16 protein-coding genes are annotated in these 18,962 nt (G+C 66.7%); 4 read left to right on the top strand and 12 right to left on the bottom strand.

All coding sequences use genetic code 11. The features are described 5' to 3' along the window. Window positions 1-122: 122 nt before the first annotated feature. The 8 genes from whiA to Q0A15_RS04935 all read right to left on the bottom strand — a co-directional run bounded on the left by whiA (window position 123) and on the right by Q0A15_RS04935 (window position 9,887). On the bottom strand, window positions 123-1,103 hold the full coding sequence (whiA, locus tag Q0A15_RS04900; protein WP_291278411.1) for a DNA-binding protein WhiA: 981 nt from the start codon (window positions 1,101-1,103) through the stop codon (window positions 123-125). 70 nt (window positions 1,104-1,173) lie between these two features. After that, window positions 1,174-2,205: a gluconeogenesis factor YvcK family protein gene (gene yvcK / locus Q0A15_RS04905; RefSeq protein WP_291278412.1), complete on the bottom strand. Its 1,032-nt coding sequence runs from the start codon at window positions 2,203-2,205 to the stop codon at window positions 1,174-1,176. 2 nt (window positions 2,206-2,207) lie between these two features. Then, window positions 2,208-3,101, bottom strand: a complete 894-nt coding sequence (rapZ, locus tag Q0A15_RS04910; protein ID WP_291278413.1) for an RNase adapter RapZ — start codon at window positions 3,099-3,101, stop codon at window positions 2,208-2,210. An 11-nt stretch (window positions 3,102-3,112) separates the two neighbouring features. Next, window positions 3,113-5,017, bottom strand: coding sequence for an excinuclease ABC subunit UvrC (uvrC, locus tag Q0A15_RS04915; RefSeq protein ID WP_291278414.1), 1,905 nt, complete (start codon window positions 5,015-5,017; stop codon window positions 3,113-3,115). 54 nt (window positions 5,018-5,071) lie between these two features. After that, the gene (locus tag Q0A15_RS04920; RefSeq protein WP_291278415.1) at window positions 5,072-5,743 is read right to left on the bottom strand and encodes a 1-acyl-sn-glycerol-3-phosphate acyltransferase; all 672 of its coding nucleotides are present in this window, start codon (window positions 5,741-5,743) and stop codon (window positions 5,072-5,074) included. Then, window positions 5,740-6,510, bottom strand: coding sequence for an HAD hydrolase-like protein (locus Q0A15_RS04925; protein WP_291278416.1), 771 nt, complete (start codon window positions 6,508-6,510; stop codon window positions 5,740-5,742). The genes Q0A15_RS04920 and Q0A15_RS04925 overlap by 4 nt, the downstream gene beginning before the upstream one ends. A gap of 68 nt (window positions 6,511-6,578) precedes the next feature. Next, the gene (gene uvrA, locus Q0A15_RS04930; protein WP_291278426.1) at window positions 6,579-9,425 is read right to left on the bottom strand and encodes an excinuclease ABC subunit UvrA; all 2,847 of its coding nucleotides are present in this window, start codon (window positions 9,423-9,425) and stop codon (window positions 6,579-6,581) included. A gap of 84 nt (window positions 9,426-9,509) precedes the next feature. After that, complete coding sequence (locus tag Q0A15_RS04935) at window positions 9,510-9,887, bottom strand: GntR family transcriptional regulator (RefSeq protein WP_291278417.1); 378 nt, start codon at window positions 9,885-9,887, stop codon at window positions 9,510-9,512. 48 nt (window positions 9,888-9,935) lie between these two features. Here Q0A15_RS04935 and Q0A15_RS04940 point away from each other — a divergent pair, with 48 nt between their 5' ends. Further along, window positions 9,936-10,625: an MBL fold metallo-hydrolase gene (locus Q0A15_RS04940; RefSeq protein WP_291278418.1), complete on the top strand. Its 690-nt coding sequence runs from the start codon at window positions 9,936-9,938 to the stop codon at window positions 10,623-10,625. A gap of 65 nt (window positions 10,626-10,690) precedes the next feature. Here the strand turns inward: Q0A15_RS04940 and Q0A15_RS04945 are convergent, their stop codons facing one another. Continuing rightward, the gene (locus Q0A15_RS04945; protein ID WP_291278419.1) at window positions 10,691-11,590 is read right to left on the bottom strand and encodes a methyltransferase domain-containing protein; all 900 of its coding nucleotides are present in this window, start codon (window positions 11,588-11,590) and stop codon (window positions 10,691-10,693) included. Here Q0A15_RS04945 and Q0A15_RS04950 point away from each other — a divergent pair. The 3 genes from Q0A15_RS04950 to Q0A15_RS04960 are packed head-to-tail and all read left to right on the top strand — an operon-like array spanning window position 11,589 to window position 16,153. Continuing rightward, complete coding sequence (locus Q0A15_RS04950; RefSeq protein ID WP_291278420.1) at window positions 11,589-14,132, top strand: RNA helicase; 2,544 nt, start codon at window positions 11,589-11,591, stop codon at window positions 14,130-14,132. The two genes, Q0A15_RS04945 and Q0A15_RS04950, sit on opposite strands and share 2 nt — an antisense overlap. 36 nt (window positions 14,133-14,168) lie before the next feature. Then, window positions 14,169-14,798, top strand: a complete 630-nt coding sequence (locus Q0A15_RS04955) for a hypothetical protein (protein ID WP_291278421.1) — start codon at window positions 14,169-14,171, stop codon at window positions 14,796-14,798. 17 nt (window positions 14,799-14,815) lie between these two features. Beyond that, window positions 14,816-16,153, top strand: coding sequence for an alpha/beta fold hydrolase (locus tag Q0A15_RS04960; protein WP_291278422.1), 1,338 nt, complete (start codon window positions 14,816-14,818; stop codon window positions 16,151-16,153). 15 nt (window positions 16,154-16,168) lie between these two features. On the opposite strand, the gene Q0A15_RS04965 is transcribed toward Q0A15_RS04960, so the two are convergent. The 3 genes from Q0A15_RS04965 to Q0A15_RS04975 all read right to left on the bottom strand — a co-directional run bounded on the left by Q0A15_RS04965 (window position 16,169) and on the right by Q0A15_RS04975 (window position 18,912). Continuing rightward, window positions 16,169-17,059, bottom strand: a complete 891-nt coding sequence (locus Q0A15_RS04965) for an endo alpha-1,4 polygalactosaminidase (RefSeq protein ID WP_291278423.1) — start codon at window positions 17,057-17,059, stop codon at window positions 16,169-16,171. Between the two features lie 14 nt (window positions 17,060-17,073). Next, complete coding sequence (locus Q0A15_RS04970; protein WP_291278424.1) at window positions 17,074-18,159, bottom strand: TerC/Alx family metal homeostasis membrane protein; 1,086 nt, start codon at window positions 18,157-18,159, stop codon at window positions 17,074-17,076. A gap of 189 nt (window positions 18,160-18,348) precedes the next feature. Then, the gene (locus Q0A15_RS04975; protein ID WP_291278425.1) at window positions 18,349-18,912 is read right to left on the bottom strand and encodes a hypothetical protein; all 564 of its coding nucleotides are present in this window, start codon (window positions 18,910-18,912) and stop codon (window positions 18,349-18,351) included. Window positions 18,913-18,962 lie beyond the last annotated feature (50 nt).

Genomic DNA, 18,962 nt, shown 5'->3' on the forward strand with positions numbered 1-18,962 from the left:
CGCCTCGACTGGGAGTCCGTCGAGTCCGTCCCGGAGTTCTCTTCCGACATTAGCGCGCCCGACCCCCGTTTGGGCAGGGATCGCGGCATGTGGCGTCACCTTGCGCGCAGGGCGAAATCGCCTCAGACGTCGTAGGTCTCCGGCGGCACGGCGGCCTCCGTGCCAGGTTCGCCCCGCTCCTGGGCCACCTTGTCCGCCATCGCCAGGAGTCTGCGGATGCGGCCCGCGATGGCGTCCTTGGTCAGCGGCGGGTCCGCCTTGTGACCCAATTCGTCCAGGCTCGCTTCCCGGTGGGTGAGGCGCAGTCGCCCGGCTTCCTTCAGATGCTCCGGCACGTCGTCGCCCAGGATGTCCAGGGCGCGCTCCACGCGGGCGCCTGCGGCGACGGCCGCCTGCGCGCTGCGGCGGAGGTTGGCGTCGTCGAAGTTGGCCAGGCGGTTCGCGGTGGCCCGGACCTCCTTGCGTTGGCGACGTGATTCCCAGACCTTCAGCGTGCTCAGTGCGCCCATCCGCTGAAGCAACTGGGCGATCGCGTCCCCGTCACGCACCACCACCCTGTCCACGCCGCGGACCTCACGGGCCTTGGCAGCGATGTCCATGCGACGTGCCGCCCCGACCAGGGCCAGCGCGGCTTCCGGGCCGGGGCAGGTGATCTCCAGCGCAGAGGACCGACCCGGTTCCGTGAGGGAGCCGTGGGCCAGGAACGCACCGCGCCATACGGCGGCGGCGTCGGCCTTGGCGCCGTTGACCACGGTGGACGGGAGTCCCCGGACCGGTCGCCCGCGCCCGTCGAGCAGTCCCGTCTGCCGTGCGAGCGACGCGGCGTCCCGCACCACGCGGACCACGAAGTGTTCTCCCTTGCGCAACCCCCCGCCGGTGAGCTGGATCAGCTCGGCGCGATGCCCGAAGACCTCCGCGATGGTGGTCCTGATACGGGTGGCCGTGTCTGCCCCGTCCACTTCGGCTTCGATCACGACGCGGCCGGACACCAGATGGAGCCCTCCGGCGAAGCGCAACAAGGTCGAGACCTCCGCCCGACGCTGAGAGGTCTGCCGGACCTCGACGCGGTTGAGTTCATCCTTGACCTGGGCGGTCAATGCCATGATCCGTTAAGTCCTTGTCTGTGTTCGGGAAAGTCTTGATTGGAGACTCGAGTATGCAGCAGTGTGCGGTCTAGGCGGAGTCGAAGGACTCGAAGACGTCGCGGTAGGCGGCACCCAGACGAAGGGGGTCGTGCACGGGGGCACCGCTGCGAACGCCTACTCTATCGAAGAACACGCGGGCACCCAGTCGGGCTGCCGCTTCTTCGAATCGTTGGACGTCATCGATCGAGGCGGGATCCGCGAGCACCGCATCGACGCGGATCCCCGGGGCGTAGTGCGCCAGGAGGTCCAGATGTGCGGCAGCGTCGACACCGTTGGTCTCGTCGGTGTCGGTCTGCAGGTTCATGGTCACGAGCGTCCTGGCCTCCGAACGCTTCAGGGCCTCCCTGATGGAGGGCAGAAGCAGATGCGGGAGCACCGACGTGTACCAGGATCCGGGTCCGAGGATGTTCCAGTCGGCGGCCAGGATGGAAGACTCGGCCTCGGGCGTTGCCATGGCGTTCTCCGGGGTGAGGCCGATTTCGCTGACCCGTCCGGACCGCGCGGCCACGGCCAGAGCGTCCTGGCCCACCACCCGCTTGGCGGTCAACGCGCCCGCCCCATCAGAGCCGAGCACCGTCCCGTGGATCACCAGCGGGGTGCAGCTCATGGGCAGCACGGTGCCGCGTGCACCGAGCAGTTGGCCTGCCCACTTCAGCCCCTCGACGGCGTCCCCCATCATCTCCCACAGGGCCACGATGAGGAGGTTACCCACGGCGTGACTGTCCAGGGTTCCCGGGGACTCCGGCAGGGTCTCGAAACGATGCTGCATGACCTTGGCCCACGTCTTCCCCCACTCGGAGTCGTCGCAGAGGGCCGCCAGCGCCATCCTGAGGTCACCGGGTGGAAGCACACCGAACTCCTCGCGGACTCGTCCCGATGAACCGCCGTCGTCGGCCACGGTCACCACCGCAGTGACGTCCGCGTCGAGGCGCGAGAGCGCCTGCAGTGACGAGGAAAGCCCGTGACCGCCGCCCAGTGCGGTGACCGACCAGCGTGGAGTGGCGCGCGAGTGCGTCAGTCGCGGCGCCAGCATGGGCAGATATCCGGTGGGGATGTCCATGTTCATTCCCTGCCCAGATCGCGGTGGACCACATTGATCCTGACGTCGGGCGCCTCGGACAGGCGACGCGCCAGTTCCTCTGCCACGGCGACGGAACGGTGTTTACCACCGGTGCAACCGACCGCGATCGTCGCGTAATGCTTACGTTCGCGGCGATACCCGTTCAGCACGGGCTGCAGCGCGGCGAGATAATGCTCGATGAATTCTTCCGTGCCATCGGCCGTCAGGACGAAGTCGGAGACCTCGGCTTCCCTCCCGGTGTGTGCCCTGAGTTCCGGAACCCAATGCGGATTCGGGATGAAGCGCATGTCCGCGACGAAGTTGGCGTCGGTGGGGATGCCGTACTTGAATCCGAAGCTCATCACGTTCAGCCGCACCACTACAGGACCGTCCTCGGAGAAGAGCTCCGTCATGGCCGCGGCCAACTCGTGGACGTTGAGGCTGGAGGTGTCGAGCACGATCTCCGCGGAATCCTTCAGGTCCGCCATCTCCTGGCGTTCCTTGGCGATCCCGTCGGGGATCCGGCCGTCGCCCTGCAGCGGATGAGGCCGGCGCCCCTGCTCGAAGCGGCGCACCAGAACGTCGTCCGAGGCATCGAGGAAGATGAGCCGGAAATTGGCACCGGCCGAACGCAGACCGTTGATGGCCTCCCGCAGTTCGGGGAAAAGTTTGCGTGAGCGGGAATCCACACCGATGGCCACACGCGGCAGCGCCTCCGGGTTACGGGCCAGCAGGTCCACGAGCGTCTGCAGCATCTGGGGCGGCAGGTTGTCCACCACGTACCACCCCATGTCCTCGAGTGCATGCCCGGCCGTGGTCCGCCCGGCCCCGGACATGCCGGTCAGGACGATCACCTCGGGCTGTTCGGGTTTGACGACCTCAGCTATGGCGCTCATGAGGCCCAAGTCTACGGGGCAAGCGCGGCGTGGACGGCCTGCGCCAGCGTGGGCCCCACACCCTTGACGCTCTGCAGCTGCTCCACGTCCGCCTGCCGCATGCGTTTCACGGAGCCGAAGTGCTTCAGCAGGGCCTTGCGCTTGGCAGGCCCGAGTCCCGGCACGGAGTCCAACACCGACTCGGTCATCCCCCGGCCGCGGCGCTCACGGTGGAACGTGATGGCGAACCGGTGCGACTCGTCACGCAGACGCTGCAGCAGGAACATGCCCTCCGAATTGCGCGGAAGGATCACCGGGAACTCCTCCCCCGGCACCCAGACCTCCTCCAAACGCTTGGCCAGGCCCACCACGGAAACATCCGTGATGCCGAGGTCGGTCAGCGCCTGCTGTGCTGCCGCCACCTGAGGCGGCCCGCCGTCCACCACCACGAGCGAGGGCGGGTAGGAGAAACGCTGTTCCGAGACGGCGGCGTCCTCCGCCGCGATCTCGCCGGAGGCGAGGTCGTCCTCCGCGCTCAATTCGTCCAGGTAGTGCTGGAAGCGGCGAGAGATGACGTCGTACATCGAGGACGTGTCGTCCCGGGCGGCCTCGCCCTTCACGGTGAAACGGCGGTAATCCTTCTTCTTGGGCAGTCCGTCCTCGAAGACCACCATGGATCCCACCACGTTGGTACCGGAGACGTGAGAGTTGTCGTAGCCCTCCATCCGTAAGGGCGGTTCCGGCAGGTCCAACGCATCCTGGATCTGCTGCAACCCTGCGCTGCGGACCGTGACGTCCCCCGCACGCCGCACCTTGTGCAGGTTCAGGGCCTGCTTGGCGTTCTGGTGAACGGTTTCCAGCAGCTCGTGCTTGGGCCCGCGTTGGGGAACGGTGAGCCGGACCCGCCGCCCGCGACGCCCGCTGATGAAGGCCTCCGTGGCCTCCACGTCTTCCGGTAGCCAGGGCACCCAGACCTGGGCGCCGATCCGGTCGGGATCGTCGAGGTCGCCGTAGACCTGCTCCAGCAGCTGCTGCAACAGGCCCGTGTCGGAGACGTCCTCGACCTTCTCCATGACCCAACCTCGCTGGCCCTTGATGCGGCCGCCGCGCACGTGGAACACCTGGACGGCGGCCTCCAGGTCGTCCTGTTCGATGCCGAACACATCGGCGTCCACGGACTCGTCGAGCACCACCACGTTGCGTTCGAAAACGCGTTGGAGTGCCTTGATGTCGTCCCGGATCCGAGCCGCTGACTCATAGTCCATCTCCGCTGCGGCGGCCTTCATCCTCCGCTGCAGCTCCGAGATGGCGGCCTTCCCGTCGCCGGCCATGAAGTCGCACAGCTGCTGGGCCAGATCCCGGTGGTCCTTGGGAGAGATCCGGCCGACACACGGAGCCGAGCACTTGCCGATGTACCCGAGCAGGCACGGGCGGTCCGAGCGTTCCGCGCGTTTGAAGACGCCCGGGGTGCAGGAGCGCACAGGGAAGACCCGGAGGAGCAGATCAAGAGTCTCCCTGACCGCCCGGGCAGGGTAGAAGGGGCCGAAGTACTTGGTTCCCTTGCGGCGGTCGCCGCGCATCACCATGGCCCTCGGGTACTGCTCCGACATGGTCACGGCGAGGTACGGATAGGTCTTGTCGTCGCGGAACATGATGTTGAACCGCGGGGAGAACTCCTTGATCCAGGTGTACTCCAGTTGCAGCGATTCCTGCTCCGACCCCACCACGGTCCACTCCACACTGCCGGCCGTGGTGACCATGGTGTGGGTCTTCGGCGTCAGGTGACGCGGGTGTTGGAAGTAGGAGGTCAGGCGCTGGCGAAGGTTCTTGGCCTTGCCGACGTAGATGACCCGGCCATGCGGGTCCCGGAACCGGTAGACCCCCGGTTCCGTCGGGATCTCGCTGGTCCTCGGGCGGTACGTGGACGGATCCGGCATGGCATCAAGTCTAGTGCCCGACGACGGGGCTCGCCTTCGCGACCCCCGTCACCTTCACTGGTCCACGGGGGCCTTGTTGTAGCCCTCTGCGCGCTCCTGTCCGCTCAACTGAGCGATCCGATCCACGATGGCCTCGGTGACCTTGCGCCGCATCGGTAGCGGGTGCTTGGGGCCCGGGTGCTCGAAGTGCATGGGCTCACCGACGTTGATCGTGAAGCGGTAACGGCGAATCCGATTGGATCCGCCCGGCTGAAGCTTGTCGGTGTCCACCAGACCCACCGGGATCACCGGGGCGCCGGTGGCCAACGTCAGCCAGCCAACGCCGGTACGCCCGCGGTAGAGCCGACCGTCGCGGGAGCGAGTGCCCTCGGGGTAGATCCCCACGCCCTCGTCTGCTTCCAACACGTCGACGAGCTTGTCGAGTGCCGCGGTGGCCGCACCCTGGTCCCCGCGTTCCACGGGGATGGAGCCCACCGCGGTGAAGAAGCTGCGCATGAACCAGCCCTTGAATCCCTTGGTGGTGAAGTACTCGGCCTTGGCGAAGAAGGCCACCTGCCGCGGGAAGAGGGACTGGATGATGACCGAGTCGAAGAAGGAGAGATGGTTGGATGCGGCAATGAACTTGCCGGTCTTCGGCACGTTCTTCATCCCGTTGATGTGAGGTCGGAAGATCATCCTGATGGCTCCGGACACGACTGGCCGGAGGACGAAGAGTTTGGTGCTCATGCGGTCTCCTTCGACACGCTGGAGGATGATTCTGTGGGGTTCGCGGCGGCGTTGGCGGCCTGGAACAGTTCCTGCAGGTCGTAGGGGGTCGACGCCACGGCGTCCGCCCCCGCTTCGTCGAATTCGCCCGGAGGTGCGAACCCCCAGGAGACGCCGACGCCCACGGCCCCGACGCTGTGGGCAGCGTCGATGTCGAAGACCCTGTCCCCCACCACGGCGACCAGCGCCGGGTCCAGGTCCAACCGACGGGCGGCTTCCCTGACCTGCCATTCCTTCGAGGAGTCCGTCCGGGGTCTACCGACCTCGTCGTCCGGGCTGCCGACGATCGCGGCGAAACGACCGCTGAGGCCGTGATGGTCCAACAGCATCTCGGCCGTGGACTGAGGCTTCGACGTGGTCACGGCCAGCCGGATCCCGCGTGAACCCAAGGTCTCCAGGGCATCGTCGATGCCGGTGTAGACCACGGAGGCCAACATGCCTTCGTCCCGGTACCAGGCCCGGTAGGTCTCCACGACCGGTTCGATGAGGTCCTCTGGCAGGCCGATGACCTCCCGAAGGCCGACCACGAGAGGCGGCCCCACGAGCCCGTCCAAGGTTTCCTGCGACGGCACCCGGAACCCGTGGAGTTTCAACGCACGGGCGATTCCACCCGTGATACCGCCGGCGGGGTCCACGAGCGTGCCGTCGAGGTCGAAGAAGACCGCGGGCACGGCCCAGCCTCCCGTCGCGGGGTCATGGGAGGTGGGGGTCACTAGCACGTTGGACATTCTGCCATCGGCATGCTCACGCGCACCGATGCATGCGTCATGCGGCATGCAGCGGCGTCACGTTCACGTCAGCCCAGCAGTTCCGCCAAGAACCTGCCCGTGTGGGAGTCCTTGACCTTGGCTACCTGTTCCGGGGTTCCCTGTGCCACGATGGTGCCTCCGCCCGAGCCGCCTTCCGGGCCCAGGTCGATGATCCAGTCCGCTGACTTGATCACGTCAAGGTTGTGCTCGATGACGAGGACGGAATTGCCCTTGTCCACCAGGCCCTGGATCACGTGCAAGAGCTTCCTGATGTCCTCGAAGTGCAGACCCGTGGTGGGCTCGTCGAGAACATAGATGCTGCGCCCGTTGGAGCGCTTCTGCAGCTCCGTGGCCAGCTTGACGCGCTGCGCCTCACCGCCGGAGAGGGTGGTGGCCGGCTGCCCCAACCGCACGTAACCCAGGCCGACATCCACGAGGGTGTCAAGGTGCCGGGCGATGGGACGGAAGGCTGCGAAGAACTCCGCGGCCTCCTCGATGGGCATGTCGAGGACGTCCGAGATGGTCTTGCCCTTGTAATGGACCTCGAGGGTCTCCCTGTTGTACCGCGCTCCGTGGCAGACCTCGCAGGGTACGTAGACATCCGGTAGGAAGTTCATCTCGATCTTCAGGGTGCCATCGCCGGAGCAGGCCTCACAGCGGCCGCCCTTGACGTTGAATGAGAACCGGCCGGGAAGATAGCCGCGGACCTTGGCCTCCTGGGTCTCCGCGAAGAGCTTGCGGATGTGATCGAAGACACCGGTGTAGGTGGCCGGGTTGGAACGCGGGGTCCGGCCGATGGGGCTCTGGTCCACGTGCACCACCTTGTCCAGGTGGTCCAGTCCCTCGACGCGCGTGTGCCGACCCGGAACCAATTTGGCGCGGTTCAGGCGGGTGGCCAGGACCTTGTAGAGGATGTCGTTGATGAGGGTGGACTTGCCGGAACCCGACACTCCGGTGACGGCGGTCAGGGTTCCGAGGGGAATGTCCACCGTGACGTTGTCCAGGTTGTTCTCACGTGCACCGACAACGCGCAGCTGTCGCTTCTTGTCCACCTTGCGCCGTTGCGTCGGCAGCTCGATGGCACGTCGGCCGGAGAGGTAGTCGCCGGTGATGGAGCGCTGGTTGGCCTTGAGCCCCTCCAAGGATCCTGAGTGGACGATCTCGCCACCGTGTTCGCCTGCACCGGGTCCTACGTCCACGATCCAGTCGGCCTCCGCGATGGTGTCCTCGTCGTGTTCCACCACGATCAGGGTGTTGCCGAGGTCCCGGAGCCGCGTCAGCGTCTCGATGAGCCTGCGGTTGTCTCGCTGGTGCAGGCCGATGGACGGCTCGTCGAGGACGTAGAGAACGCCCACCAGTCCGGAGCCGATCTGTGTGGCCAGCCGGATGCGCTGGGCCTCCCCGCCCGACAGGGTCGCGGAGGCGCGGGAGAGGGAGAGGTAGTCCAGGCCGACGTCCAGCAGGAACGTGAGGCGGGCCTTGATCTCCTTGACCACCTCGGAGGCGATCTTGGCCTCGCGATCGGTCAGGATCAGGGACTCGATGAACTCTAGCGCGTCCTGGAGTGCGAGCTCGGAGACGTAGGCGATGGACTTCCCGCCCACCAGCACCGAGAGCGCCGCCGGGTTCAGCCGCGCACCGTTGCAGTCCGGGCACGGGACCTCCCGCATGTACTCCTCATAGCGTTCACGCGCGTTGTCGGATTCCGTCTCCACGTGCTTGCGCTTGATGTAGGAGACCACACCCTCGAAGCCGGTCGAGTACTTGCGTTCGCGCCCGAAGCGGTTGCGGTAGGCCACCACGACCTTGTGATCCTTGCCGTGGAGCAGGGCCTTGCGTGCGGAGGCCGGCAGGTCCTCCCACGGGGTGTCCACGTCGAAGCCGAGTTCCTGGCCAAGGCCCTCCATGAGCCGCACCCAGTACTCCGCCACGGACTTGCCGATGGCCCAGGGGGCTATGGCACCCCCTGCCAGGGTCTGGGAAGGGTCTGGGACCACCAGGTCCTCGTCGACCTCGAGGCGCATGCCGATTCCCGAGCACGTGGCGCAGGCGCCGAAGGGGTTGTTGAAGGAGAACGTCCGCGGCTCCACCTCGTCCAGCGTGATGGGGTGGTCGTTGGGGCAGGCCAGCTTCTCGGAGAAGGTCCTGGTGCGGTGGGGCGCGTCCTGGTCGAGGTCGACGAATTCGACGACCACACGCCCGTCGGCCAGTCCGAGAGCGGTCTCGACGGAATCGGTGATGCGTTGACGGGCGGAGGCCTTCAGGGAGATGCGGTCCACCACCACCTCGATGGTGTGCTTGTACTGCTTGGCCAGCTTGGGCGGGTCGGAGAGCTGAATGGTCTCCCCGTCGACGCGCGCACGGGCGTAGCCGGAGACCTGCAACTCCTTGAAGAGGTCAACGAACTCGCCCTTGCGGGCGCGGACCACGGGGGCCAGTACCTGCACGCGGGTGCGCTCGGGCTCCTCCAGCAGCCGGTCCACGATCTGCTGCGGCGTCTGCTTGGTGATCTCTGCACCGCACTCGGGGCAGTGCGGGTGGCCGATGCGGGCGAAGAGCAGGCGCAGGTAGTCGTGGATCTCGGTGACGGTACCGACCGTGGAACGCGGGTTCTTCGACGTGGACTTCTGGTCGATCGACACCGCAGGCGAGAGTCCCTCGATGAAGTCCACATCTGGCTTGTCCACCTGGCCGAGGAATTGGCGTGCGTAGGCGGAGAGCGACTCGACGTAGCGGCGCTGGCCTTCGGCGAAGATGGTGTCGAAGGCCAGGGAGGACTTACCGGAGCCGGAGAGGCCGGTGAAGACGATCATCTTGTCCCGCGGAAGATCCACTGAGACGTTCTTGAGGTTGTGTTCGCGGGCGCCCTGCACCACGAGTCGGGTCAGGTCCACCCGGCCGGAACCGGGCTGCGAGGAACGGTGGCTGAGCGCAGAAGTATTCGAAGAAGTGTTCGGCACGCACTCCAGTGTAGTGCCCTACTCGGCCGCGTTCAGTGCCGCCCTCGTCACAGCCAACACGGCGTCCTCACTCATGCCTGCCCGACGTGCCTCCGTCGCCAGTCGCTCCGCGGCGCGGAGCACTCCGACGGGCGCCTTGGCTCCTGCACCGGTCACCACGGTGCCCGCACGGCCCGCGGTGCGGACCAAGCCGTCCGCCTCGAGTTCCTTGTACACCTTGGCCACGGTGTTGGGGGCCATCCCCAGAGTGGTGGCCAGGGCGCGGACGCTGGGCAGCTTCTCCCCCACCGCCAATTCGCCTGCCGCGATATCGGCCGCGATCCGGCGCCGCAGTTGCCGGTACGGTGGCGTGTCGTCGGCGGGGTCCGGGCTGAAGGTCTCCAGTGGTGAACTCATCAGGGTCAAGGTTAGCCGCGAACCCGTCCGGCATGTCATGGTGATGCCATGACGAATCCCGCCTCGATCCCAGACGAGCTCATCTACTCCGACGCCGGCCTGGAGGTCCGCCGCCTCTCCGTCTCGGAGATGGACAACCGCTGCTACCTCCTCACGGACACGGCCTCCGGGGAGCAGGTGCTCATCGACGCCGCCGATGACCCCGAGACGCTGCTGGCCTGGGCCGGCCAGCACGGCGACGGCACCCTGCTCGCGGTGCTCACCACCCACTCGCATTGGGACCACACCCGGGCCTTGGCCGTGGTCGCAGAGTCCACCGAGGCCTTCACCATCTCCGGAGAGGAGGACGTGGACGCCATTGCGGAGCAGCGCGACGTCGTCATCGAGGCGGCTGTGTCACACGGTGAGGATCTCGCCTTCGGCGACGACGGCGCCTTGAAGCTCACCTGCGTGGGTCTGCGCGGGCACACGCCTGGTTCCATCGCGTACGTGCTCCAGCGACCGGACGCGGAGTCCCCCGCGGCCACGCTGATCTTCAGTGGGGACAGCCTGTTCCCGGGCGGGGTCGGCAACACCGACCACGATCCGGCGCGGTTCGCTTCGCTGCTGGACGACGTGACGCACCGGCTGTTCGACGTCTACCCGGACTCCGCGCAGGTGTTCCCCGGCCATGGGGAGGGAACCACACTCGGCACCGAACGCCCCCATCTGGAGCAGTGGCGCGAGCGGGGCTGGTGAGCCCAGGATCGCAGGTGCGCCGAGCCCGGATCGTCGGGGCTTCGTCTCCTCAGGGTTTCGTCTCCTCAGGGCTTCGTCGCCACCACGAAGATCCGACGGAAGGGCAGCGCGGTGAGCTCTTGGCGCTCGTCGCCCGCGCCGATGGAGCGGGACGGATAGGCCTCCCGCAGGCGCCGCGTGTAGGTCTCGACGTAGGAATCCAGCAGGTCCGGGGCGCGTTCCTCCAGTGCGGCGAGGGCCGGGCGCAGGCCGGTGCCCCGGACCCACTCCAGGACGGGGTCCGGGCCGGTGAGCCACTGGAGGTAGGTGGTCTCCCATGCGTCCACTCGAAGGCCACTGTCCATCAGCGCCGAGGCATAGCCCGCCGGGGTGTCCACGCTCTCCGGCCCTCTCAGGACGCCGTGGAGGGCCGTGGCCCACGGACCGTCGTCCGCGGTCTCCCGCATCAGCCGGTGGCTCGGCGCGTCGAAGTTTCCTGGGACCTGAAAAGCCAGCCAGGCCCCTGAGCGGAGGTCGTTGGCCCAGTGGTCGAGCAGCTCACGATGGTCGGGTATCCATTGCAGCATCGCATTGCTGACCACGACGTCGGCCTGCGCCACGTCCACGTCGTGGGCGTCCTCGACAGAGAACTCCAAGCGGCCGCCCCCAGGAGTGCTGCGTTCGAGCGGCCGGGCCGACCGGATCATCTCCTCGGAGGAGTCAAACCCGGTCACGGTGGCCGAAGGCCACCGCTGAAGCAACGTGGCTGTGGCAGTGCCGGGACCGCACCCCACGTCGAGCACGGTCCCCGGCGCCGTGGCGCCGACCCGGGCAAGCAACTCGTGGAAGGGCCGTTCCCTCTGGCTGATGAACTTGGTGTATTGCGTCGGATCCCAGGCCATGCCGCCATCCCACCGCCTCGGGTGCCGACGGTCAAGGGCGGGCAGCGAGGTGTCGGCTGCCCCCAGTAGGCTGGGGAGCATCATGAACCTCGCAGACCGCGTCCCTTCGGCGCCCACCTCCCGCCTCCCAGAAGCCACCTATGACGCCTTCACCGGTTGGGTCTCCGACCGCGGACTGAATCTGTACCCGGCACAGGACGAGTCCGTGATGGAGCTCGTGGGGGGTAACCACGTCATCCTCGCGACCCCGACGGGGTCGGGCAAGTCCATGGTCGCGGTGGCCGCCCACTTCGCCGCGATGGCCAGGGGCGAGCGCAGCTACTACACCGCGCCCATCAAGGCGCTGGTCTCCGAGAAGTTCTTCGACCTGATCTCCATCTTCGGAGCCAAGAACGTCGGCATGGTGACCGGCGACTCCTCCGTGAACCCGGACGCGCCCATCATCTGCTGCACAGCGGAGATCGTGGCCAACCTCGCCCTGCGCCATGGATCGGAGGCGGACGTGGGTGTGGTCATCATGGACGAGTTCCACTTCTACGCCGATCCGCAGCGTGGATGGGCGTGGCAGGTGCCGCTGCTGACCCTCCCCCAGGTCCAGTTCCTGCTGCTCTCAGCGACCTTGGGACCCACCGAGTTCTTCGAGAACGACCTCGCCGAGCGCACCGGACGCAAGGCCGTCACGGTCTCGGGTGCAGAGCGTCCCATCCCCCTGCACCACCACTGGGGAACCGAGCCCATCCAGGAGACCCTGGAGGAACTGGTGAGCACGCACCGCGCGCCGGTGTACGTGGTGCACTTCAGCCAATTGGAGGCCATCGAACGCGCCCAGGGATTGCTCTCGGTGAACCTGTGCACCAAGGAGGAGAAGGCGCGCATCGCCGAGTTGCTCGGCGGATTCCGCTTCGCCTCCGGATTCGGCAAGACGCTGTCCAAGATGCTGCGCCAAGGCATCGGTGTGCACCACGCAGGCATGCTGCCCAAATACCGCCGGCTCGTGGAGCAGCTGGCCCAGGCCGGCCTGCTGAAGGTCATCTGCGGAACGGACACCCTCGGTGTGGGTATCAATGTGCCCATCCGGACCGTGCTGATCACGGCCCTGTCCAAGTTCGACGGTGAACGCACCCGGCACCTCACCGCTCGTGAGTACCACCAGATCGCTGGTCGCGCCGGGCGCGCGGGCTACGACACCGCGGGCGACGTCGTGGTGCAGGCACCCGAGCACGAGATCGAGAACGCGCGCGCCATGGCGAAGGCGCGGGGCAAGTTCGGTGACGATCAGAAGAAGTTGAGGCAGGTCAAGAAGAAGTCAGCGCCGCAAGGCTTCGTGTCCTGGTCAGAGAAGACCTTCGAACGCCTGGTGCACGCAGACCCGGAGCCGCTGACCAGCTCCTTCAAGGTCACCCACTCCATGCTGCTGAACCTGATGGCCCGCGACGGGGACTCGTTCACCGCCGCAGCGACGCTGCTCACCGACAACCACGAGCCGCCGGTGCGTCGCCGCTCGCACGTGCTTCGGGCCCTCGGCATTCTCCGCGAACTCCTGGCGACCGGCGTCGTGGAACGCACCGAGCCGGACCGTTGGGGCAACGTTCTGGCGCTGACCGTGACGTTGCAGGAGAACTTCGCGCTGAACCAGCCGCTCTCCAGCTTCGCCGTGGCTGCCCTCGACCTCTTCGACCCGGAGGATCCGGCCTACGCCTTGGACGTCCTCACGGTCATCGAATCCACGCTCGAGTCCCCGCACCAGGTGATCGGCGCCCAGGTACGTTTCGCCAAGGGTGAGGCCATCGCCGCCATGAAGGCAGACGGCGTGGACTACAACGAGCGCATGGCCCGCCTGGACGATGTCCACGAGCCGCGCCCGCTGGAGAACCGCCTGCAGCCGGCCTTCGAGCAGTACCGGGAGGGTGCCGGCTGGTTGGCAGATCAGGAGCTCAAGCCCAAGTCCGTGGTGCGGGACATGTTCGAGCGTGCCTGCGACTTCGGCGACTACATCCGCCTCTACCAGCTGGCCCGCTCCGAGGGCGTACTGCTGCGCTACCTGACCGACGCCTACAAGGCCCTGCGCCAGACCGTCCCGCAGGACGAACGCACCGAGGCCCTGCAGGACCTCGTCGCCTGGCTGGGCGAGATCATCGAACAGACCGACTCCTCCCTGTTGGACGAATGGGAAGCCCTCGCGGCGGGCAGGACGCCTGCGCAGGCGGACGAGGAATTGGCCAAGCAACCGGCCCGTCTCACCGACAACGAACGCGCCTTCCGCGTGTTGGTACGCAACCAGCTCTTCCGCAGGGTTCAGCTCTTCGGCCGCGAGGACGACCGCGGCCTGGCCGCGCTGGACCCGGACGACGGCTTCGACGCCGATGACTGGGCAGACCTGCTTGACGACTACTTCGCCGACCACGAAGATTTGGACGACGGTCCTGCAGGCCGTTCACCCGCACTGCTCAAGATCACCCCCGGCAAGGAAACCGATGGCCGACGCGTGTGGCGCTGCCGTCAGACGTTCGCCGATCCCGAGGGGGACCACGACTGGGGCTTCGACGCCATCGTGGATCTCGATGCCTCTGACGAGGCAGGAGAGGCCGTGGTCCGCGTGACGGGCATGGGACGGCTCGACGGCTGACCCACGAGACGGCGCATCGGCATTAGACTTGGATACATGTCGAACTTCGCCACTGCTCGCCGCGTCCGCACCGCGGCCATCATCGCCGCCCCGTTGACCGTCCTGGCCCTGGGTCTGTCCGCATGCGCCCCGAAGCACATCACCACCATGGACTCCCCCACCCCCAAGGCTTCCGACACCGCACACGCTTCCGCCGCTGCGGAAGAGCACGCGGAGGAGTCGGAGGAGACCGGGGAGACCTCCGGTTCGGAGACCCTGGCTCCCGAGCCCTCCGAGGCTGCTGCACCCACCGACGCGGCTTCGTTCCTGAAGGCGGAGGACGCCACGTACGAGGTGACCTCCTTCACCCTCGACGGTGCCAAGGTCGACCCCGGTACCTTCACCGGGGTGAGCGTCAGCGGTGACGCCACGAGCGACGACGGCGCCCTGGTGACCACCATCGGACTCTGCGCGGGCACCGTCTACACGGTGACCACCTCCGGATCCGGGTACACCTTCGACGAGGCGGGCAGCTCCAACCTGGACAAGTGCGCCGATGACGACGCCGCTACGGTCGCCCAGAGCCTCGACGACGCCCTCAGCGGCGACGTCGACGTGACGGTGAACGGCAACAAGGTGACCCTGGCCGGCGCTCAGGGCGAGCTCGTCCTGACCGTGGCCCGCTGAGGAGTCCGCACCACACGATGACGTTCGCACGCCCCGCCACGCCCCTGTCCACCTCGACGCCCCGGGCCTGGCGGGGCGTCGTCACGTCCGGGCACCATTTCGAGGTGCCCTTGGTCCACGCCGAACCGTCGCGCGGTTCCCTGCGCGTGTTCGCACGCACCGCCCGCGCCGACGAGCCCGGCGCGGAGCGCCGCCCATGGCTCGTCTTCCTCCAGGGCGGCCCCGGCATGGCCGCACTCAGGCCCGACGGCGGTGCTTCCGGCTGGCTCGCCACCCTCCTTCCGCACTTCCAGGTCGTTTTGCTCGACCAACGCGGAACGGGGCTGTCCTCCCCCATCGACGCGCGTTCCATCGCGGCCGTGGGCAATCTCGATGCTCAGGTCGAGTACCTTTCGCACTTCCGTGCGCCGGACATCGTCGCGGATGCCGAGGCGGTTCGGCAGGGCCTCGGGATCGAATCCTGGTCCACGCTCGGCCAGTCCTACGGCGGGTTCATCACCCTGTCCTACCTCTCCTTCGCCCCAGAGCACCTGGACCGCAGCCTCATCACGGCGGGCCTGGGCAGCATGAGCGGGGACGCCACCGACGTCTACCGAGCCACGTATCGGCGGATCGGGGAACGCGAGGACGAGTTCTTCGCCTGGCACCCGGAGGACGAGGAACGCCTGGCCGAGGTGTACGACGTCGTGCGTTCACGCCGCGCCGCCGGCGCGCCGGAACGGCTGGCCGACGGTGGCGAGGTCACCGAGACCACGGTGGCGCACCTGGGCATGATGCTGGGTGGGAACACCCGGGTGCAGGGGCTTCACCACGCGTTGGAGGAGGCCGTGGTGACCATCGCGGGAGAACGCAGGCTCTCCGCAGCCTTCCTCTCCACGCTCGCCGCACAGTTCGATCACTTGGCCTCACCGCTGTACTGGCTGCTCCAGGAGTCCATCTATTCCGAAGGTGCCGCCACGGACTGGGCCGCCGACCGGGTACGTCGCGAGGACTTCCCGCAGTATGTTCCGGACGCGGAACGCCCACGGTTGCTCGGCGAGCACGCCGTCCCGCAGGATTTCGACGAGGTGCCGTCCCTGCGTCCGGTCCGGGATCTGGCCCACGCGCTGCATGCAACCACGCAGTGGGGCCCGCTATACGACCGAGAGCAGCTGGCACGCAATTGCGTCCCAGTGGCTGCAGCCGTGTACACACCTGATATCTACGTGGACCGGGAACTGTCCCTGACCACTGCGGCGCAGGTGAGCGGCCTGCAGGTCTGGGAGAGCCCCGATTATCACCACGACGGGATCCGGGACGATCCGGACACCATCCTGCCCCAGCTGTTCACCAGGACCGGGGTCGCCGGCGCCTGACGACTCGGGTCGGGATCAGTTGCACGGCTCGTAGACGTATCCGTCCTCGTCCGGCGTGAGCAGGTCGCGGTCCCTCAGGATCATGAGTTCCGGCGCACCGTGCTTCTTGCACATCTCGGAGAAGGACGTCGGAAGGTTGTCCGTGTACTCCACGTCCACGACCTGCGTGCCGTAGGCGCTCGAGTACTGAGCACACTCCTCGTTCGCAGCGCATTCCTCCGCCACGACCAGGTCGAAGCCCGCGCTCCGTTTCAGTTGAGTCGACCGTTCGGCGACATTCTTCTGAGCGGCCGCGAGCCCGGACTCGTGGGACACCTCCACGAGGCTCTTGGCCAGTGCGGCGTTGTGCTCGTACTTCAGGGCCTTGCCTGAGCGGGTGTAGGAATCGAGGTTGTCGAACTCCACCGCTGCGTAGCCGCTACGCGCGCACCCCTTGATCCAGGGGGTCAACACCTTCACGATGTCCGCCCGCTTGCTCGCGGTGGACGTATCGAGCAGGATCTCATCCGGCCAGTCCGGGTCCGTGACCGGGTTGCCGTTCTTCTTCAACAACAGCGAGGACTTCCAGAGCTTGGTGTCACCCGGCTGGGTCTGGAAGGCGTTGACGTAACAGATCGAGTATCCGTCTTCCAACGGGGCCGCGCTTCGATCCCGCGCCACGACGCCCACGCCGTCGGGCGCGTCGTAGGCGCCACCCAGCTGGTAGTCGAAGCCCGTGCCCGTCGGGACCGGGGACACGGATGAGTCGGCGCCGGACACCGCGGTGATGGACGCTGGGGAGTCGGAACCGTCATCTGACGCGGCGCCCGATGCACCGGCGCAGCCGACGATCCCGAGCACCAGCGCCCCCGCTCCGAGGATGGCGACGACGCTGCTGACGAAAGACGACGATTCACGAAGATTCACGTACACAAGCGTAGTCAGTGATCCCCTGTGCTCCGGACCGGCTCCGTTGCATCACTGCGCTCAGGCTCGGCCGACGCAGTCTGTTGGTGCAGCGATTCTCCCTTGGCACGCAATGCCGCCATCTTCTTGCCCTGCGGGGACAGCAGCGAGGTCACCACGCTGAGGCCAATCACCCCTACGATCACCACCAGGGACAACGCGGTACTGATCTCAGGCACCGGAACGTGGTGCCCACCGTTGACGAAGGCCAACTCGTTGTGGCCCAGAGCGTGCAACACCAGCTTCACGCCGATGAAGCCGAGCACAATGGCGATGCCGTAGCTCAAGTAGATCAGCCGATCCAACAGGCCGCCGAGCAGGAAGTAGAGCTGGCGCAGTCCCATCAGCGCGAAGAGGTTGGCCGTCATGACGATGAACGGGTCCTGGGTGATGCCGAAGATCGCCGGAATCGAATCCACGGCGAACATCAGGTCGGTGAGACCCAAGGCCAGGATCACGGCCAGAACCGGGGTGAACCGCTTCACGCCGTCCACCACGGTGCGGGTGCGCATGCCGTCGAACTCCTGCACCACGTTCAGTCTCCGGGACAGCTTCTGCGCGATGCCCTCCTTCTGAGGCTCGGGTTCGCCCGTGGCCGAGGTGACGTGGCGGCGTTCAGCGACCGCGGAGCGGAACTGGTGGACAGCGGTGAAGAGGAGGAAGGCGCCGAAGAGGTAGAAGACCCAGGAGAAGCGGGCGATCACGCCGGCACCGATGAGGATGAAGACCGCACGTAGCACCAGCGCGATGATGATGCCGACAAGCAGGATCCGCTGCTGCAATTCACGAGGTACGGCGAAGCCGGAGAGGATCACGATGAAGACGAAGAGATTGTCGATGGACAACGAGTATTCGGTGAGCCAACCGGTGAGGAACTCGGTGGCCGGGCCACTACCTTCCAACCACCACATCAGCCCGAAGAAGACGATGGCGAGGCCGGTGTAGGCCGACACCCAGACCGCCGATTCCTTCATGGACGGAGTGTGGGGCCTGAGGGTGACATAGAGGAGATCCAGGATAATGACCAGGATCAGGACGGCAATGGAGACGGTGGCGAACAAGTCACGCGCCTTTCGGGAGTTTTGGATACGGCCATGAGCCGTACGTCTTCCCGCCTGTCCCGGATGTTCGAAACCATGGGTCAGGCCGTTTCACCCGGCTGGACGTCGTCGTCCTAGCGTGCTGACGGATGAGGCGTTGAAGGGTACTCCCGTACGTTGCGGACAAGCCTACCGGATCGTGGTGGGGTTTCAGGCACTGAACTTCTTGAACAACCCGTGCTCCAGCGCTGCGTGGAACTGATCGTGCTTGTGATCGCGGAGCTCGAGCACGTCGGGAGGCGCAGCGTCCTTGGCAATCTTGGGTGTGATGGCCAGGTAAGTGACCCTCTCGCCGTCCGTGGGCCAGTAGAGATGTAGTTGATGCAGTGCGTTCCCGTTGGGGCGCTCTTCCACCTTCAGTGGCGTGTAATAGAGGACGTCACCCGTGGCCAGTCGCCTCCATGCTTCCTCGGCGTCCTCCCGCAAGGGCAGCTTGCGGCTGTTCAGCCCCCGGCCATCCCGGAGGGCCCATTCCTTGGCGTCACCGGCCCACTTGCGCATCGTAAAGAAGCCGACAGCGCCGGCCACCACCAGGATCAGGCCGATCACGAGGTAGCTTGTGGATCCCCGAGTCAGAAACCAGGCAGCGACCAACAGGAACAGTACCGGCTGCGTCCAGGCGAGGATCCGGCCGTTCTTCGCGAGACGTGCCGAAGGAACCGTCTGGAAAAGGTCCGGCCTGGACGCCAACGCCAACTCGTCTTGAAGTGTCATGGTGTGTCCACACTAACAATTCCTCGTTCAGCCGATCGCCGATCATCGAC

Origin of the sequence: Galactobacter sp. (genome assembly GCF_022712295.1) — a bacterium.
In the GTDB taxonomy this organism is placed as follows: Bacteria; Actinomycetota; Actinomycetes; order Actinomycetales; family Micrococcaceae; genus Galactobacter.

Coding starts and splice junctions, on each gene's coding strand:
- Q0A15_RS04945 (WP_291278419.1), bottom strand. CDS start 11,590: ATGATGCTCCCCAGCCTACTGGGGGCAGCCGACACCTCGCTGCCCGCC.
- whiA (WP_291278411.1), bottom strand. CDS start 1,103: ATGGCATTGACCGCCCAGGTCAAGGATGAACTCAACCGCGTCGAGGTC.
- Q0A15_RS04955 (WP_291278421.1), top strand. CDS start 14,169: ATGTCGAACTTCGCCACTGCTCGCCGCGTCCGCACCGCGGCCATCATC.
- Q0A15_RS04925 (WP_291278416.1), bottom strand. CDS start 6,510: ATGTCCAACGTGCTAGTGACCCCCACCTCCCATGACCCCGCGACGGGA.
- Q0A15_RS04940 (WP_291278418.1), top strand. CDS start 9,936: ATGACGAATCCCGCCTCGATCCCAGACGAGCTCATCTACTCCGACGCC.
- Q0A15_RS04935 (WP_291278417.1), bottom strand. CDS start 9,887: ATGAGTTCACCACTGGAGACCTTCAGCCCGGACCCCGCCGACGACACG.
- Q0A15_RS04960 (WP_291278422.1), top strand. CDS start 14,816: ATGACGTTCGCACGCCCCGCCACGCCCCTGTCCACCTCGACGCCCCGG.
- uvrC (WP_291278414.1), bottom strand. CDS start 5,017: ATGCCGGATCCGTCCACGTACCGCCCGAGGACCAGCGAGATCCCGACG.
- Q0A15_RS04975 (WP_291278425.1), bottom strand. CDS start 18,912: ATGACACTTCAAGACGAGTTGGCGTTGGCGTCCAGGCCGGACCTTTTC.
- Q0A15_RS04950 (WP_291278420.1), top strand. CDS start 11,589: ATGAACCTCGCAGACCGCGTCCCTTCGGCGCCCACCTCCCGCCTCCCA.
- rapZ (WP_291278413.1), bottom strand. CDS start 3,101: ATGAGCGCCATAGCTGAGGTCGTCAAACCCGAACAGCCCGAGGTGATC.
- yvcK (WP_291278412.1), bottom strand. CDS start 2,205: ATGGACATCCCCACCGGATATCTGCCCATGCTGGCGCCGCGACTGACG.
- Q0A15_RS04920 (WP_291278415.1), bottom strand. CDS start 5,743: ATGAGCACCAAACTCTTCGTCCTCCGGCCAGTCGTGTCCGGAGCCATC.